The following is a 17427-nucleotide window of genomic DNA, read 5'->3' as shown; positions in this document are numbered from 1 at the left end:
GTCACGACCGTCCGAATCGACCCCAATAGGCAGGCTCAGCATGTCTTTTTCACGTAGAAACTTCCTGATCGCCACCGGTGTGGCCGCGGCCTCCACGACTGTGCTGAGCGCCTGCAGCAGCGACGACAACAAGGCCACCGACAAGAACGTGCCGTCGGTGAGCAAGGCCAAGACCACGAACATCCCGGTGGGCACCAAGGCGGACTCCACGGGTCCGGCCCCCGAGGTCGCCGGCGCGGTCAAGGGCGGGACGATCTACTCGCTCGACCAGTTCGACATGGACCACATGGACCCGGCGCAGATCTACGTCGCGACCGAGGGCGCCATCACCCGTCCGATCATGCGTGGTCTGACCGGCTACAAGGTCGACGACAAGGGCGGCTGCACGCTCGTCGGTGACGTCGCCACCGACGCCGGCACCATGAAGAACGGCGGCAAGACCTGGTCGTTCACCATCAAGGACGGCATCAAGTGGGAGGACGGCTCCGACCTCTCCATGGACGACGTCCGCCACACGTTCGAGCGCCTCTTCGCCTCGTTCGTCACCGAGGGCCCGCGCTACGTCCAGCAGTGGCTCGTCGGCGGCGACAAGTACAAGGGCCCGTACGACGGCAAGCACATCGACTCGCTCGAGGTGTCCGGCAACACGATCACCTTCAACCTGACCGAGCCGCGCGCGGACTTCAACTACACGCTCGCCATGCCCGGTTACAGCCTGGTGAACAAGAAGCACGACACCAAGGAGAAGTACGACAAGCGCCCGTTCGCGCTCGGCCCGTACCGGATCGGCAGCCGTGACATCGGCAAGTCGCTGACCTACGTGCGCAACGACCACTGGGACCCGAAGACGGACCCGATCCGCAACGCGTACCCGGACAAGTACGTCTTCCAGTTCGGCTTCGAGCTGGTCGCCTCCACCGACCGCTACATCGCGGACAAGGGCAACGACCAGTACGCGATGTCGATCTTCAACGAGGTCGCGCCCGAGCGCATCGCCCAGGTCATGACCAACGCCACGCTGAAGAAGCGTGTGCTGACCCAGGTCGACACGGTCTGCTACTACTGGCCGATCAACATGACCCGGATCAAGGACGTCAAGATCCGCCAGGCCATCAACTACGCGTGGCCGCACCAGCAGATCCAGACGATCAACGGTGGCCCGGCCACCAACGAGATCGCCACCACCCTGCTGAGCCCGGTCACCCCCGGCTACGAGAAGTTCGACCTGTACGGCGTCGACAAGAAGCCCGGCGGCAACCCGGCCAAGGCGAAGGCACTCCTCAAGGAGGCCAACGCGATCGGCCAGAAGCTGGTCATCGCCTACCAGCAGTCGGACACCCAGGTGAAGGTGGCCGTCGCGATCAAGAACGCGCTGGAGGCCGCCGGCTTCCAGGTCGTCAACAAGCAGGTCGACAAGTCGACCTTCTACAGCCAGATCGGCAAGCTGGACAACGGCTTCGACCTGATGGCCGCCGGCTGGAGCCCGGACTGGCCGAACGGTTACTCCGTGTTCTACCCCTGCTGGGACGGCAAGAACATCGGCGACGGCCGCAGCAACTACGCCCAGCTGAACGACCCGAGCATCAACAAGGCGATCGAGGCCGCCTCGAAGATCGCCGACGTCGAGCAGGCCAACAAGGCCTGGGGCGCGGTCGACCGCCAGATCATGGAGCTGGCGCCGGTGGTGCCGGACTACAACAAGATCCGCAACTGGATGTACGGCTCCAAGGTCGGCAACGTCGTCTACGACCCGGGCAACACCTGCGTCGCCCTGTGCAAGCTGTACGCGAAGAAGTAAGCGCGTAGTACCCACGGGGGCGGCCACGACCTGGCCGCCCCCTCGGCCCTCCCCCCTATCCCGGCGACGGCGCCCCGTCCGGAAAGTCACGCCCCATGCTCCGCTTCCTTGTCCGCCGAATCCTCGGCGCGCTGGTCATCCTGCTGGTCATCAGCGCCGTCACCTTCTGGCTCTTCTACGCCATTCCGCGTGACCCCGCCATGATGTCGTGCGGCAAGAACTGCTCGCCCGACATGCTCAAGCAGGTCCGGCACAACCTGGGCATCGACCACCCGGTCCCCGTCCAGTACTGGTACTGGCTGAAGGGCATCTTCGTCGGCCGCAGCTACGGCGACTTCGGCGACTGCGCCGCACCCTGCCTCGGCTACTCGTTCGCCAACCGCGAGCCCGTCCTCGGCACCATCATGAACCGGCTGCCGCTGACCCTCTCGCTCGCCTTCGGCTCCGCCGTCATCTTCATCATCTTCGGTGTCGGCGCGGGCATGATCGCCGCCGTCAAGCAGGGCAAGTGGCAGGACAAGGTGGCCAGCTCCGGCTCGCTGATCGCCTCCTCGCTGCAGATCTACTTCGTCGGTTACATCGCGATGTACTTCCTCGTCGCGAAGCTCGGCATCCTCGACAACCCGTCGTACACGCCGCTCACCGACAACCCCGCCGAGTGGGCCTCCGGACTGCTGCTGCCCTGGCTGGTGCTGGCGCTGATCTGGACCGCCAACTACACCCGTATGTCGCGCTCCCAGCTGGTCGAGACGCTCAGCGAGGACTACGTGCGCACGGCCCGCGCCAAGGGCCTGTCCCGTCGCACCGTCTTCTTCCGCTTCGCCTGGCGCGGCGCGATGGGCCCGATCGTCACCATCTTCGGCATCGACCTCGCCACCCTCATCGGCGGCGCGATCATCACCGAGACCGTCTTCAGCCTCCAGGGTGTGGGCCGGCTCGCGCTGAAGGCCGTGGACCAGAGCGACCTGCCCATGGTGCTCGGCGTGACCCTGCTGTCCGCCGGCGCGATCGTCATCTTCAACATCGTCGTGGACGCCGTCTACGCCCTCATCGACCCGCGGATCCGGCTCGCCTGACCTCCGCCCCGTTCCCGACCCCCCGCATCACCCCCAGGAGCGTCCCCGTGACGAGCACCGATCAGCAGCCGTTCCTCTCGATCAAGGATCTAAAGGTCCACTTCTCCACCGAGGACGGCGTCGTCAAGGCCGTCGACGGTCTCAGCTTCGACCTGGCCAAGGGCCAGACGCTCGGCATCGTGGGCGAGTCGGGCTCCGGCAAGTCGGTCACCAACCTGACGATCCTGGGCCTGCACGACCCGGCGCGCACCTCGATCGAGGGCGAGATCCTCCTCGACGGCCAGGAGCTGCTCACCGCCTCCGAGCGGGAGATGGAGCGGCTGCGCGGCAACAAGATGTCCATGATCTTCCAGGACGCGCTGGCCTCGCTGTCGCCGTACCACACCGTCGGTGCCCAGATCTCCGAGACCTACCGCAAGCACACGGGCGCCTCGAAGGCCGAGGCCCGCACGCGTGCCATCGAGATGCTGCGCCGGGTCGGCATCCCGCAGCCGGACATGCGGGTGGACGACTACCCGCACCAGTTCTCCGGCGGTATGCGCCAGCGCGCGATGATCGCCATGGCGCTGGTCTGCGACCCCGAGCTGCTGATCGCCGACGAGCCGACCACGGCCCTCGACGTGACCGTGCAGGCCCAGATCATGGACCTGCTCAAGGACCTCCAGCAGGAGTTCGGCACCGCGATCATCTTCATCACCCACGACCTGGGCGTGATCGCCGACATCGCCGACGACGTGCTGGTGATGTACGGCGGCCGGTGCGTGGAGCGCGGCACCAAGGAGGAGGTGCTCCGGGACCCGCAGCACCCCTACACGCTGGGCCTGCTCAACTCCATGCCGAGCCTGAACGGCCCGGTGGACGTGCCGCTGACGCCGATCCCCGGCTCGCCGCCCTCGCTGCTCAACCCGCCGACCGGCTGCCGCTTCCACCCGCGGTGCGCCTTCGCCGAGAAGGTCGCGGGCGGCAAGTGCTCCAGCGAGCGTCCGGCCCTGGAGATCGTGGACGGCCGTGGTTCGGCCTGCCACCTCACCGCCGAGCAGAAGCAGGAACTCTTCGCCGACTTCGCCGCGACCCGGCACAACTGACGGACAGCAGACGGGACTTCACGATCATGAGCAACACGAACCCCCTCCTGGACGTCTCCGGGCTGACGAAGCACTTCCCGATCAAGGGCGGCTTCCCGATCCGGCGGACCGTCGGCGCGGTCCAGGCCGTGGACGGGCTGGACTTCCAGGTCGCCGAGGGCGAGAGCCTCGGCCTCGTCGGTGAGTCGGGCTGCGGCAAGTCGACCACCGGCCGGCTGATCACCCGCCTGATGGAGCCGACCAGCGGCAAGATCACCTACCGCGGGCAGGACATCACGCACGCGGGCCGCAAGGACCTCGCGCCGATCCGGTCCGAGATCCAGATGATCTTCCAGGACCCGTACGCCTCGCTGAACCCGCGGCAGACGGTCGGCAAGATCATCTCGGGTCCGATGGAGATCAACGACATCAACCCGGAGGGCGGCCGCGAGAAGCGGGTGCGCGAACTCCTGGAGATCGTGGGTCTCAACCCCGAGCACTTCAACCGGTTCCCGCACGAGTTCTCCGGCGGTCAGCGCCAGCGCATCGGCGTGGCCCGGGCGCTCGCCCTGGAACCGAAGCTGATCGTCGCGGACGAGCCGGTCTCGGCGCTGGACGTCTCCATCCAGGCGCAGGTCGTCAACCTGCTCCAGAAGGTGCAGCGGGAGCTGGGCATCGCCTTCGTCTTCATCGCCCACGACCTCGCGGTGGTGCGGCACTTCTCGCAGCGCGTCGCGGTGATGTACCTCGGCAAGATCGTGGAGATCGGCGACCGCGAGGACCTGTACGAGAACCCGCGTCACCCCTACACCCGGGCGCTGCTGTCCGCGGTGCCCGAGGCGACGGTGGACGAGGAGCCGCGCGAGCGCATCCGCCTGGTCGGCGACGTGCCCTCGCCCATCAACCCGCCGTCCGGCTGCCGCTTCCGCACCCGCTGCTGGAAGGCGACGGAGAAGTGCGCGTCCGAGGCCCCGCCGCTGGTCCAGGCGGAGGGCAACAAGCCCGGCCACCTCACGGCGTGCCACTACCCCGAGACGCGGGACGCGGTGCCGGCCCCGCGTCTGGCCAAGGACCCCGAGGCGGCGGCCTGACACACCCCTTTTCCGTCGGTCGCTCCCTTGCCGGAACGGACTTCACCGGCCCATTGACCCGAGCCACCAGAACGTCCGCTCCACGGGAAGGAAGGCCCGCGTCTCCCCAAGACGCGGGCCTTCGCCGTACCCCGGACTACTGCGCGACGACCTCCACCTCGAACCCGTCGACGTCCTCCAGGTACACGGCGTAGTGCTCCGCGCCTCCGGCGTGCGGGTGCCGCTCGGGGAAGAGCACCGCCCAGCCGTGCGCCGCCGCGCCCTCGGCGAGGGCGTCGACGGTCCCCCGGTCGGGGGCGTGGAAGGCCAGATGATTCATCCCCGGCCGCATCCGGTCGTGCCCTGCACCGGGACGGAGGGCGGGCGACTCCTCGATGACGACGTACGTCTCCCCCGCCCGCCAACTGCGCCCGGCTCCCCACTCCTGGTACGGCTCCCAGCCCAGGGCAGCCAGCAGCCACCCCCACCGGGCTCCCGCCCGCTCCAGATCCCGTACCCACAGCTCCACGTGATGCAGCACACCATCCCCTCCCCAAAAGCCCCGCGGCCAGGCGGAGGGTATGACAAACTGCCGCGGTGGTGGATCACTCGTTCGTCGATCTCTCGCTCGCCGCGCTCTACGACGGCCTCAACTCCTGGGGTCCGGGCGACGAGTTCTATCTGAAGCTGGTGCGGCGGGCGGACGCCGTGCTCGATGTCGGCTGCGGCACCGGGCAGTTGCTGTGCAGGGCGCGGGCCGAGGGGCACCGGGGCCGGCTCGTGGGGCTCGACCCGGCCGCCGCCATGCTCGTCCAGGCCCGGCAGGCGCGCACGGACGTCGAGTGGGTGCTCGGGGACACCCGGGCGCGGGGCTGGGACGGGGAGTTCGACCTCGCGGTGATGACCGGGCACGCCTTCCAGGTGCTGCTCGGCGACGAGGACGTCCTCCAGTGCCTGCGGGCCGTGCGCAGGGCGCTGGGGCCCGGCGGGCGGTTCGCGTTCGAGACGCGGAACCCGGCCGCCCGCCCCTGGGAGCGGTGGACCCCCGACCGCGTGCGCGAGGTCACCGCCCCCGACGGAGCCGTCGTACGCGTCCGGCACGAGGTCCAGGACGGCGGCCTGCGCGACGGCCGGGTCCGGTTCAGCGAGACCTACGAAAGCGACCGGTGGCCCGCCCCCCACGTCAGCCACACCGTCCTGCGCTTCCTGGACGCCGGGGAACTCGGCGCCTTCCTCACGGCCGCCGGCCTGACGGTCGTGGAGCAGTACGGCGACTGGGACGGCGGCCCGCTGACGCCCGCCGCCCCCGAGATCATCACCGTGGCGACGCCCGCCGCCTGACTCCGCCCGGTGCCTACCCCTGCGCCCCCGCGTCCGGTCCCGGCTCCTCCAGGGCCGCCAGCGCCGGGTCCAGCACGATGTCCTCCTCGCGCGCCTCGGTCGTCGGCTCCTCCGGGAAGTGGCACGCCGTCAGATGACCCTCGTGGTTGCCGGCGATCCGGACCAGCGGGGGCTCCTCGGTGGCGCACTTGTCCTGGGCCTTCCAGCAGCGGGTGCGGAAGCGGCAGCCGGAGGGCGGGGAGATCGGGGACGGCACGTCGCCGGCGAGGCGGATGCGCTCGCGGCCGCCCGTCTCCCCGTCCGTGAGGCTGACCTCGGGGACCGCGGACAGCAGGGCGTGGGTGTAGGGGTGGCGCGGGCGGGTGTAGATGGAGTCGCGGTCGCCCACCTCGATGATCTTGCCGAGGTACATCACGGCGACGCGCTGCGAGAAGTGCCGCACCACCGCGAGGTCGTGGGCGATGAAGAGGAACGCGATGCCGAGTTCGTTCTGCACCTTCTGGAGCAGGTTGACGACCTGTGCCTGGATGGAGACGTCCAGCGCCGAGACCGGCTCGTCCGCGACGATCAGCTTCGGCTCCAGGGCGAGCGCGCGGGCCACGCCGATGCGCTGGCGCTGACCGCCGGAGAACTCGTGCGGGAACCGGTTGAAGTGCTCGGGGTTGAGACCCACGATCTCCAGGAGTTCGCGCACCCGCTTCTCGCGGCCGCCCTCCGGGTTGATGTCGTTGATCTCCATCGGACCCGAGATGATCTTGCCGACCGTCTGCCGCGGGTTCAGCGACGAGTAGGGGTCCTGGAAGATCATCTGGATCTCGGACCGGATCGGCGCCAGTTGCTTGCGCGAGGCGTGGCTGATGTCCTGCCCGCGGTAGGTGATCGTGCCGCTGGTCGGCTCCATGAGCCGGGTGATCAGCCGGCCGGTGGTGGACTTTCCGCAGCCCGACTCGCCGACCAGGCCGAAACTCTCGCCGGTGTGCACGGCCAGGTCGATGCCGTCGACGGCCTGCACCTGCCCGACGGTGCGGCGGATCGGGAAGCCGCCCTTGACGGGGAAGTGCTTGGTCAGCCCGGAGACCTGGAGCAGCGGCTCGCCCTCCGTGTCACCGTCGCGCTCGCGCTGGGCCGGGAGGACCAGGTCCTCTTTCATGACAGTGTCCTCCTAGCCCAGACGGGGCTTGATCTCCTCGATGAAGATGGTCCGCTTCTGGTCGGCGCCCAGATGGCACGCCGACGCGCGGCCGGGGCCGATCGGCGGCCGTTCGGTCGTACAGCGGCCGGTGCCCGCCACCCGGTCCTGGAAGGTGCAGCGTGGATGGAAGCGGCAGCCGCTCGGCGGGTTGAGCAGTGAGGGCGGGGTGCCCGGGATCGGGGACAGCTTCGCGGCCGGGTCGGAGTCCAGGCGCGGCATGGAGTTCAGCAGGCCCCAGGTGTAAGGGTGCTGGGGCGAGCGCAGCACCTCTTCGGTGGTGCCCCGTTCGACCGCGCCGCCCGCGTACATCACCATGATGTCGTCGGCCATGTCGGCGATCACCCCCAAGTCGTGGGTGATGAAGATGATGCCCGATCCGAACTCCTGTTGCAGGTCCTTCAGCAGATCGAGGATCTGCGCCTGCACGGTCACGTCGAGCGCCGTGGTCGGCTCGTCGGCGATGAGCAGGTCGGGGTCGCAGACCAGGGCCATGGCGATCATCGCGCGCTGGCGCATGCCGCCGGAGAACTGGTGCGGGTAGTCCTTCGCCCGCTGCCGGGGGTTGGGGATGCCGACCTTGCCCAGCATCTCCACGGCGCGTTCCCAGGCGTCCTTCTTGGAGGCGCCGTTGTGCTTCATGTACGGCTCGGCGATCTGCCGGCCGACGGTGTAGTAGGGGGACAGCGCGGTGAGCGGGTCCTGGAAGATCATGGCGACCTTGTTGCCGCGCAGCTTCTCCAGCTCCGACTCGCGCGCGGTGGTCAACTCGCGCCCGTCCAGCAGGATCTCGCCCTCGACGGTGGTGAACATCGGGTTGTGCAGGCCGAGGATGGTCAGGTTCGTCACCGACTTGCCGGAGCCGGACTCGCCCACGATGCCGAGGGTCCTGCCCCGTTCCAGGTCGAAGGAGAGTCCGTCCACGGCCCGTACGACGCCGTCCTCGGTCTTGAAGCTGACGTGCAGGTCCCGCACGGAGAGGAGAGGTGTGCTCATGGTTGTCTCCCCCTAGGACAGCCGCACGCGCGGGTCGATGAAGGCGTACGCGGCGTCGACGACGATGTTGAAGAGCAGGATCATGGTGGCGGCGAACAGCATCACGCCGAGCAGCAGCGGCAGGTCGCTGAAGAACACGGACTGCACGGCGAGCTGGCCGAGGCCCGGCAGGCCGAAGGTGTACTCGGTGATGATGGCGCCGCCGAGCAGGGAGCCGAGGTCGATGCCGAAGATGGTGACGATCGGGATCAGTGAGCCGCGCCAGGCGTAGCGGAAGAAGACGTACCGCCGGGACATGCCCTTGGCCCGGGCCGTGCGGACGTGTTCCTCCTGGAGCTGTTCGATCATCGCGGACCTCGCCATACGGGTGTACTGCGCGGCGAAGATCGTGGACAGCACGACCCAGGGGATGATCAGCCCGGTGAACCAGGTCAGCGGATCGCCGGTGAAGTTGTTGTAGGCGGGTTTGTCGAACCAGTGGGTCTGGTAGACGAGGATCGCGAGGGCCAGCGGGCCGAGGAAGTAGATCTGCAGCGAGCTGACGACCATGGCGCCCGCGGTGGCCGTCTTGTCGACCATGGTGCCGCGTCGCCAGGCGGCCAGCAGACCGGTGCCGAGGCCGACGATCAGGAAGCACACGGCCGCGCCCAGGGTGAGCGAGACGGTGGTGGGCAGCCGGTCCATCAGCGTGTTCCAGACCGGGTCGTTGGTGTGGTACGAGTAGCCGAAACAGGGCGCGGGGCAAGGGCCTTGGGCGAACTGGCTGCTGCCCGCGACGAGGTTGTGCAGGAAGATCCAGTACTGCTCGGTGATGGGCTTGTCGAGCCCGAGCACATGGTGGATGTTCGCGATGCTGTCCGGGTTGCAGGTCTTGCCGCACATCAGCAGCGCCGGGTCCCGGGGCACCCCGAAGAACAGCACGAACGTGACGATGCTCAGCAGGAACAGAATGACGACGGCACCGATGATCCGGCGCACGAGGAAGCGCAGCATGACAGGGCAGCTCTCAGACGTCGGCGGTCCGGGCGGTACCCGGCGCTCCCCCGCGGCGGGGTCGCGCCGGGTACCGGCGGAAGACGGTTACTTGATGTAGAGGCGACGCGGGTCGACGCCGCCGATCACGTCGTCGAAGACGAGGCCGCCGACCTTGGAGCCGGCGATCTGGGTCTGCTTGTAGTACGCGGTCGGAACCTCGTTGACCACCTTGGTGAGGAGGTACTTGTCGAGCTTCTCCCACTCGGCGGCGGACTTGACCGGGTCGGTGATCGTGTTGATGCGGTCGATCTCGCTGTTCACGTGCGCGTCGTTGATCTGCGAGTAGACCGAGGCGCCGTCGGCGATCTGCCGGCCGTCGTACAGCGGCGGAATGACCGTGGAGGCGGACGGCCAGTCGGCGCCCCAGGCGGTGTGGAAGATGTCGTAGGGGTTGTTCAGCTTGGAGACCTGGTCGTAGAAGGTCTCGGCCGGGATCTCCTGGCGCTGCACGTTGAAGCCGGCCTTCTTCAGGCCCGCCGCCATGGCGGTGGAGTACTGCTGGCCCTCGGGGGTGTTGATGTAGCCGAAGGTGAGCTTCATGTTGAGCTTGCCGGCCTCCTTGAGGAGGGCGTGCGCCTTGGCCGGGTCACCCGCGGGCTTCTTCTTCTTGCCGAAGGGGTCGAAGGAGGCGTCGTAGCCGCTGACGGTCGGGCTGATCAGGCCGCCGGCGACCTCCATGGCGTCGGTGCCGCCGTAGGCGCGGACGAAGGGGGTGACCGGCAGGGCGTAGGCGATGGCCTGGCGGACCCGGATGTCCTTCATCTCGGGCTTGCTCATGTTGATGTTCATCTGGCCCACGTACGACTGGTAGCCGGAGACCGTGCGGGACTTCAGCTTCGGGTTCCCGAGCACCTGGGAGAGGTTGCCCGCGTCGACCTGGTTGTTGAAGCTGATGCCGGTCTGGTCGGGGCCGCTGTCGGCGAGCAGCGCCTTGGTGGAGGCCTCGAACTGCTGGTTGAAGGTGATGTTGAACCGGTCCACGTACTGGTGGCGGATCGGGTCGGTCTTCGGGTCCCAGTTCGGGTTCTTGACCAGCACCATCGACTTGCCGGACTGGAACGACTGGACCTTGTACGGACCGGTGGTGACCGGGGTCTTGTCGTACTTCTCCTTGGTGTCGCCCTTGGCGGAGACGACGGAGTAGCCCGCCATGGCCAGCGCGTACGGCAGGTCCGGGTGGGGCACCTTGAAGTGGAAGACGACGGTCTTGTCGTCCGGCGTGGACAGGACGCTGTCCGGCAGGTGCTTGCCCTTGTAGGGGCCGTCGGGCAGCAGCTTGCGGTAGCCGGTGCCGCTGGTGTCGGCGAGCCACTGCTGGATGTAGGTCGGGCCCTGGTTGATGAAGGGGGCGAACAGCCGCTCGAAGGTCTGGCGGACGTCCTTCGAGGTGATCGGCGTGCCGTCCTCGAACTTGATGCCGTCCTTGAGCGTGTACTTCCAGGTCTTGCCGCCGTCGGTGGTGGTGCCGGAGTCGGTGGCGAGGTCGCCGACCACCTCGTGCTGCTTGCCGTCGTCGCTGGTCGCCTTGTAGCCGGTGAGGCCGCGGTGGATCAGCTGGGAGACGGTCATCTCGTCGTTGACGTAGATCTGCCCCGGGTCGAGGTGCGCGTAGCTGTCGCGCTGGAGCACCTCCATGCTGCCGCCGGGCTTGGCGCCGGGCACGGGGGCCGCCGGACCGGTGGAGTCTGCCGCGTCGCCGAACTTGATGGCGGCCTGCTGGCGTTTGGCGTTCTGCTGGTCCTGCTTGGAGTTGTCGCCGGCGTCGCTGCCGCCCTTGCTGCAACCGGTGAGCACAAGAGCTCCGGCCGCGAGCACGGAGAGTGCGCCGTATGCGTGGCGTCCGCCCCTACTCATCACGAGGATTCCCACCCATCTGTGTGTCACCAGTGCGTTGTGTGTGTCACCGGTACGAAAAGGACTGTGGCGTGGTGCGAGAAGTACTGAAGTGACGTGCGGTGAAGAGGAATTGCCGAAGACGCGGCCGGCGGCCGCTCATCTCGAGGGGGTCAGCGCGCGGTCTTGGGGTCGAACGCGTCCCGGACCGAGTCGCCGAGCAGGTTGAACGCGACGACGAAGATGATCATCGATACGCCCGGGAAGAACATGTAGGTGATGTCGTTCTGCATCACCAGTTCGGTGGACGCCTTGGAGAACATCTGCCCCCAGTCCGGCGTCGGTTCGACGATGCCCACGCCCAGGTAGGACAGACCCGCCTCGGCGGTCACGAAGTTGGGCAGCAGGTACGTCGACTGCACCAGCAGCGGGGTGACGATGTTCGGCAGGATCTCCTTGCGGATGATCCGCCAGGGCGAGGCCCCGCTGACCTTGGCCGCCTCGATGAACTCCCGTTCCCGCAGGGCGAGTGCGGTGCCGCGCAGGATGCGGCCGAGGCCCATCCAGCCGAGGAACCACTGGACGATGATCAGTGCCAGCACCCGGACGTAGGTCGGCGTCTCGTCGCGCGGGCTGACGAACAGGGAGACCACGACCGGCATGCTCGCGATGAAGAACAGCTGCGCGGGGAAGGCGAGCAGGAAGTCGATGACCCGGCCGATGAAATAGTCGGTCTTGCCGCCGAGATAACCGGCCGCGACGCCGAGCAGGATGCCGGTGACGACCACCGCGAGGGTCACCACGACCGAGATCATCAGCGAGGTGCGGATGCCGTAGATCAGCTTGGTGAAGACGTCGTAGCCGTTGCCGGGTTCGAGGCCGAACCAGAACTGGCCGCTGATGCCGCCGTTGGGGTGCACCGGCACACCGGCGCTGTCGAAGAGGTCCGGGCGTTCGTCCGCGTACACCGTGTACGGGTTCTTGCCGTACAGCTTGGAGATCAGCGGGGCGAGCAGGCCGATCAGGAAGAAGAACCCCACCACGTAGGCGGAGATCACCCCCGTGCGGTCACGCTTGAAACGCATCCACATCAGCCGGCCGGGAGACCGGCCCGCCAGCTCGACGGCTTCGCCCTTCGCCTTCGGCCCTGGTTCGCCGGAGACGACGACCGAGGTCCCGCCGTCCCCAATGTCGATAGGACTTGTCACGGTTCGTCCGTTTCACAGATATGAGTGTGAGTGGTGCCCGGGTACTCCGAGGACGCGCGAAGCCGCAGCCGGACGCGCGTAGTTCCAAGACCTGGTCACTCAACGGGAAGCGAAGAACCGATCCGCCTGTTGCTCATGACACCGCACATGGGTGTTCCTCCTCACGACTGCACGCGTTCACCTACAGGAGAGGGTTCTGGCCGTGCCTCCGACACCCCTGACGGAGGCTCAGGATCCCCCTGGTGCTCGTGAGTCGACGCAACTGTCCCCACAGCGCGTGACCCATTGACCCGAGCGCTACGCGGCTAACTATCTGCCATGGGTGGAACCAGCGACCACTGCCCGTAGATCTCGATTCAGTCACGGCTGACGCCCAGACCTTTCAAAATCTGGACAAACTGTTCGCCCGAAGAAGGCGCGAAACGGACTTGTTACATGGCTATCGGGCAGCGATCTCCGTAAGTCGGACATGCGCCGGTGAAAAACGGGTTGCAAAAAACCCGGGCTCCCCCACCATGGGGGAACCCGGGTTCAACAGGCCCTGGATCAGCCGTGCTTGGCGCGGCTCGCGGCGCGCGCCCGCTCACGCTGGTCGAGGTTCACCTTGCGGATGCGAACGGCCTCCGGGGTCACCTCGACGCACTCGTCGTCACGGCAGAACTCCAGCGACTGCTCCAGCGACAGCTTGCGCGGCGGCACGATCGACTCCGCCACGTCGGCCGTCGAGGACCGCATGTTGGTGAGCTTCTTCTCCTTGGTGATGTTGACGTCCATGTCGTCGGAGCGCGAGTTCTCACCGACGATCATGCCCTCGTACACCTCGGTGCCCGGCTCCACGAAGAGCACGCCGCGCTCCTGGAGGTTCGTCATCGCGAACGCGGTGACGACACCGGCGCGGTCGGCCACCAGCGAGCCGTTGTTACGGGTCGTCAGGGTGCCGAACCAGGGCTCGTGGCCCTCGTGGATGGAGTGGCCGATGCCCGTGCCGCGGGTCTGCGTCAGGAACTCGGTGCGGAAGCCGATCAGGCCGCGGGAGGGGACCACGAACTCCATGCGCACCCAGCCCGAGCCGTGGTTCGACATGTTGTCCATCCGGCCCTTGCGGACGCCCATCAGCTGGGTGACGGCGCCCATGTGCTCCTCGGGCACGTCGATCGTCATGCGCTCGACCGGCTCGTAGACCTTGCCGTCGACCTCCTTGGTGACCACCTGGGGCTTGCCGACGGTCAGCTCGTAGCCCTCGCGGCGCATCTGCTCGACCAGGATGGCGAGCGCCAGCTCACCACGGCCCTGCACCTCCCAGGCGTCCGGACGCTCCGTGTCCAGGACGCGCAGCGAGACGTTGCCGATCAGCTCGCGGTCGAGACGGTCCTTCACCTGGCGGGCGGTGACCTTGCGGTCCTTGACGGCCGACTTGGCGTCCGCGCCCTTGCCGGTGCCGCCCCGGCCGACCAGCGGCGAGGTGTTGGTGCCGATGACCATGGAGATCGCGGGCTCGTCCACCGTGATCAGCGGCAGCGCGACCGGGTTCTCCGGGTCGGCCAGGGTCTCGCCGATCATGATGTCCGGGATGCCGGCGACGGCGCAGATGTCACCGGGGCCGGCCACCTCGGCGGGCTTGCGGGTGAGCGCCTCGGTCATCATCAGCTCGGAGATGCGCACGTTCTGGATCGAGCCGTCGCGCTTGATCCAGGCCACCGTCTGGCCCTTGCGCAGCTCGCCCTGCTCGACGCGGAGCAGCGCGATGCGGCCGAGGAAGTTGTCGGCGTCGAGGTTGGTGACGTGCGCCTGGAGCGGCGCCTCCTCGTCGTACGTCGGGGCCGGGATGTGCTCCAGGATCGTGGAGAAGAACGGCTCCAGGCTGTCGCTGTCGGCCGGGACGGTGCCGTCCTGCGGCTTGGTCAGCGAGGCGACGCCGTCACGGCCGCAGGCGTAGACGATCGGGAACTCGATCTGCTCCTCGTCCGCGTCCAGGTCGAGGAAGAGGTCGTACGTCTCGTTGACGACCTCGTCGATGCGGGCGTCCGGGCGGTCCGTCTTGTTGATGCACAGGATGACGGGCAGACGCTGCTGGAGCGCCTTGCGCAGCACGAAGCGGGTCTGGGGCAGCGGGCCCTCGGAGGCGTCCACCAGCAGCACCACGCCGTCGACCATCGACAGACCGCGCTCGACCTCGCCACCGAAGTCGGCGTGGCCGGGGGTGTCGATGATGTTGATGGTGATGGGCTCCCCGCCGTCCTTGGGGTGGTACTTCACCGCCGTGTTCTTGGCGAGGATCGTGATGCCCTTCTCACGCTCCAGGTCGTTCGAGTCCATGACCCGGTCGTCGACCTGGTCGAGCTGGTGGGCGGCGAACGCGCCGGCCTGCTTGAGCATGCCGTCGACGATGGTGGTCTTGCCATGGTCGACGTGAGCGACGATGGCGACGTTGCGGATGTCGTGGCGCGTGGCCATAGTGCGGCGAACTCCCGGAATGTGCGGAAGGCCCTCGGTGTGCGTCCGGTGTGACGCGGGCCCTGCCGGGCTTGACATGCCACGGCCTCACCCCATGTTACGTGGCCCCGAGCGGGTCGGCTTCCGCAGGGCCTGACCGCCCTCAGCCGCGGGAGGGGCTCGCCGGCGCCTTCGCGCCCTTCCTCAGGAAGCCCATGTCCTCGTACACCGGTGTCTGGAAACCGAACGCCCCGGCGTTGACCAGGTCCTTCCGGGCGCCCACCAGCTGGGGCCGCTGGTAGAGCGGGATCGATCCCGCGGCCGCCCAGATGCGGGAGTCGGCCTGCTTGATCAGGCCCGCCGCCTCGTCCTCGTCCAGCGTGGTCGCCGCCTGCTCGAAAAGCTGGTCGACCTGGTCGGTGCCGACCCGCGTGTAGTTCTGCTCGACGTTCACCGAGCCGTCGGCGGCCGGCAGCGGCTTGGCGTAGATCGGCCGGGCGTCCGTGGCGGGGAAGGCGGAGGACGGCCAGGAGTACAGCGCGAGGTCGAAGTCGCCGGCGGCGATGTGGTCCTTGAAGTAGCTCTCGTCGGAGACCTTGGTGATCGTCGTGCTGATCCCCAGCCGGTCCAGCATCGCGGAGATCCGCGTCGCGACGGTGTTCAGGGTGTCCGAGCCGGGCCCGGAGGGCAGCACGAAGCGGAGCGCGAGGGGCTTGCCGTCCTTGGCGAGCGGCGCGGCCTTGGCACCGGCCGGCGCGGCCGTGCCCTTGGGGGCGTACGCGCCGGCCGCGCCCCCGTGCCGGCCCTCCTCGGCGAGGTGCCGGCCGCCCCCGTCGCCCTTGTCGTCCTCGCCGACGACGTACTCGCCGTCCCTGCCGCCGTCGGACTTCTCCTCCTGCTCGCTCTCCGGCCCGGCCGCCTTCTGCCCCTTCCTCTCGTCCTTGACCGGCCCGCCGGGCACCCAGCCGGCGTCCGCGAGCAGCGCCTGCGCCGCCTTGGTGTCCTGCGCGCCGAGCGCGCCGCTGTCGTCGGCGTAGGCGGGCTGCCCGGACAGCGCGAGGTGGCTGCCGACCGGGACGGCGGGCAGGCCCAGCGGGGTGAGCACCAGGCGGGCGATCTCCTTGCGGTCCAGAGCGCGGGCGACGGCCCGGCGGACCCGTTCGTCGGCGAGCGGTCCCGCGGCGCCGTTCAGCGCGAGCTGGGTGTAGGCGGGCTCCAGGGACTTGCGGACCTCCAGGGCCTCCAGGGCCCGCTGCTGGTCCAGGTAGCGGGAGATCGACTTGGCCAGGTCCTCCTTGCCGGCCTCGGCCGCGCCGGCGCCGAGGCCGTGGGCGCGTGCCCAGGCGCGCAGGTTCGACAGGGAGGTCTTCCCGCCCTGGAGCGGGCCGGAGTCGCCCTTGTCGCGGGCGGCGAGCCCGATCCGCTGGGCGTCGGCCGGGTCGAGGTCGGCGAGGTCGGCGCTGCCGTCGGCGAGCGCGCTCACCCGCTTGTCGCGGTCCACGGCGTGCAGCACGATCCGGTCCAGCTTGGCGGGCCTGCCCCACCAGCGGGGGTTGCGGCCGAGGACGACGTCCTTGGCGACGGTGTCGACCTTCTCCACCTTGAAGGGGCCCGCGCTGACGGCCAGCCTGCGGCGGGCGCCGTCGTTGAAGGCGTCGGGGGTGCCCATGACGTCCTTCGGGTACAGCGGGGAGAACAGCGACTTCCAGTCGGCGTAGGGGCGGGAGAAGGTGACCCGGACCTGGAGGTCGTTCGCGCCGCGCTCGATCTTCTCGATGCGGTCGTAGCCGGCGTTGCGGGCGGTCCAGTAGGCGGTGTCCTTGCCGGACAGGGCCCGCCACTGGGCGACGAAGTCGGCGGCGCCGATCTCCCGGCCGTCGCTCCAGACGGCCTGCTGGTTCAGCTTGTACAGCACCACCTGGCGCGGCTCGGTCTCGATGACCTTGGCCGACTCCAGGTAGGCCGGGTTGACGACCGGGCGGCCCGTGGCGTCCATCCGGAACATCGAGGGCAGCGTGGCCTGGGCGACCCGGGTGGTGCCGGTGTCGGCGTCGGCCTGGTAGGTGTTCAGCGTCTCCGGGAGGGCGTCCACGGCCCACTTCAGGGTGCCGCCGTCGGCCACCTGGCCGCGCGCCACGAGGTCGATGTCCTGGGCGGCGAGGGGCTTGGCCACGTCGTCGTCCGAGCCGCAGCCGGCCAGCAGCGGCACCGCGAGCACGCCCGCGGTGAGGAAGGCGGCCGGGCGCAGGACCGCGCGCAGGCCGACGCCGTGGTGGGACATCTGTGCTACCTCCGGGAAGCCGCGGGGCGTTATGATCACGTTTGGCGGTATTTGGAGCTGATCAGATCTATGCGGCTACTGAAGAGGAAAGGATCCGGCAACA

General features: G+C 68.5%; 13 protein-coding genes. 5 read left to right on the top strand and 8 right to left on the bottom strand.

Annotated features, from left to right (window positions below; genetic code table 11):
• Positions 1-40 precede the first annotated feature (40 nt).
• The 4 genes from BLW85_RS25055 to BLW85_RS25040 all read left to right on the top strand — a co-directional run bounded on the left by BLW85_RS25055 (position 41) and on the right by BLW85_RS25040 (position 5029).
• On the top strand, positions 41-1798 hold the full coding sequence (locus BLW85_RS25055; RefSeq protein ID WP_070026938.1) for an ABC transporter substrate-binding protein: 1758 nt from the start codon (positions 41-43) through the stop codon (positions 1796-1798).
• A 95-nt stretch (positions 1799-1893) separates the two neighbouring features.
• Positions 1894-2874, top strand: a complete 981-nt coding sequence (locus BLW85_RS25050) for an ABC transporter permease (protein WP_070026939.1) — start codon at positions 1894-1896, stop codon at positions 2872-2874.
• Between the two features lie 47 nt (positions 2875-2921).
• Complete coding sequence (locus tag BLW85_RS25045; RefSeq protein ID WP_070026940.1) at positions 2922-3959, top strand: ABC transporter ATP-binding protein; 1038 nt, start codon at positions 2922-2924, stop codon at positions 3957-3959.
• A gap of 26 nt (positions 3960-3985) precedes the next feature.
• The gene (locus BLW85_RS25040; RefSeq protein WP_074993171.1) at positions 3986-5029 is read left to right on the top strand and encodes an ABC transporter ATP-binding protein; all 1044 of its coding nucleotides are present in this window, start codon (positions 3986-3988) and stop codon (positions 5027-5029) included.
• Between the two features lie 136 nt (positions 5030-5165).
• Here the strand turns inward: BLW85_RS25040 and BLW85_RS25035 are convergent, their stop codons facing one another.
• Positions 5166-5549 (bottom strand): VOC family protein, encoded by a 384-nt coding sequence (locus BLW85_RS25035; protein WP_074993170.1) that lies wholly within the window; start codon positions 5547-5549, stop codon positions 5166-5168.
• A gap of 56 nt (positions 5550-5605) precedes the next feature.
• Here BLW85_RS25035 and BLW85_RS25030 point away from each other — a divergent pair, with 56 nt between their 5' ends.
• Complete coding sequence (locus tag BLW85_RS25030; RefSeq protein WP_074993169.1) at positions 5606-6349, top strand: class I SAM-dependent methyltransferase; 744 nt, start codon at positions 5606-5608, stop codon at positions 6347-6349.
• A 13-nt stretch (positions 6350-6362) separates the two neighbouring features.
• Here BLW85_RS25030 and BLW85_RS25025 read toward each other — a convergent pair whose 3' ends face one another.
• The 7 genes from BLW85_RS25025 to BLW85_RS24995 form a co-directional block, all read right to left on the bottom strand.
• Complete coding sequence (locus tag BLW85_RS25025; RefSeq protein ID WP_074993168.1) at positions 6363-7499, bottom strand: ABC transporter ATP-binding protein; 1137 nt, start codon at positions 7497-7499, stop codon at positions 6363-6365.
• Positions 7500-7511: 12 nt separating this feature from the next.
• Positions 7512-8534 carry an ABC transporter ATP-binding protein gene (locus tag BLW85_RS25020; protein ID WP_074993167.1) on the bottom strand — a complete coding sequence of 341 codons (1023 nt, stop codon included), beginning with the start codon at positions 8532-8534 and terminating at the stop codon, positions 7512-7514.
• Positions 8535-8546: 12 nt separating this feature from the next.
• Positions 8547-9527: an ABC transporter permease gene (locus tag BLW85_RS25015; protein ID WP_070026946.1), complete on the bottom strand. Its 981-nt coding sequence runs from the start codon at positions 9525-9527 to the stop codon at positions 8547-8549.
• A gap of 87 nt (positions 9528-9614) precedes the next feature.
• Complete coding sequence (locus tag BLW85_RS25010) at positions 9615-11423, bottom strand: ABC transporter substrate-binding protein (RefSeq protein ID WP_074993166.1); 1809 nt, start codon at positions 11421-11423, stop codon at positions 9615-9617.
• 152 nt (positions 11424-11575) lie between these two features.
• On the bottom strand, positions 11576-12610 hold the full coding sequence (locus BLW85_RS25005) for an ABC transporter permease (protein WP_070026948.1): 1035 nt from the start codon (positions 12608-12610) through the stop codon (positions 11576-11578).
• A 546-nt stretch (positions 12611-13156) separates the two neighbouring features.
• A complete protein-coding gene (gene typA / locus BLW85_RS25000) occupies positions 13157-15064 on the bottom strand; it encodes a translational GTPase TypA (protein ID WP_074993165.1) in 1908 nt (635 codons plus the stop codon).
• 142 nt (positions 15065-15206) lie between these two features.
• Positions 15207-17324: an ABC transporter family substrate-binding protein gene (locus BLW85_RS24995; RefSeq protein ID WP_074993164.1), complete on the bottom strand. Its 2118-nt coding sequence runs from the start codon at positions 17322-17324 to the stop codon at positions 15207-15209.
• Positions 17325-17427: the final 103 nt, after the last annotated feature.

Origin of the sequence: Streptomyces misionensis, from assembly GCF_900104815.1 — a bacterium.
GTDB lineage: Bacteria > Actinomycetota > Actinomycetes > Streptomycetales > Streptomycetaceae > Streptomyces > Streptomyces misionensis.
Note: the sequence above shows the minus strand (reverse complement) of the source record. Positions and strands in the feature narration are given on the sequence as shown.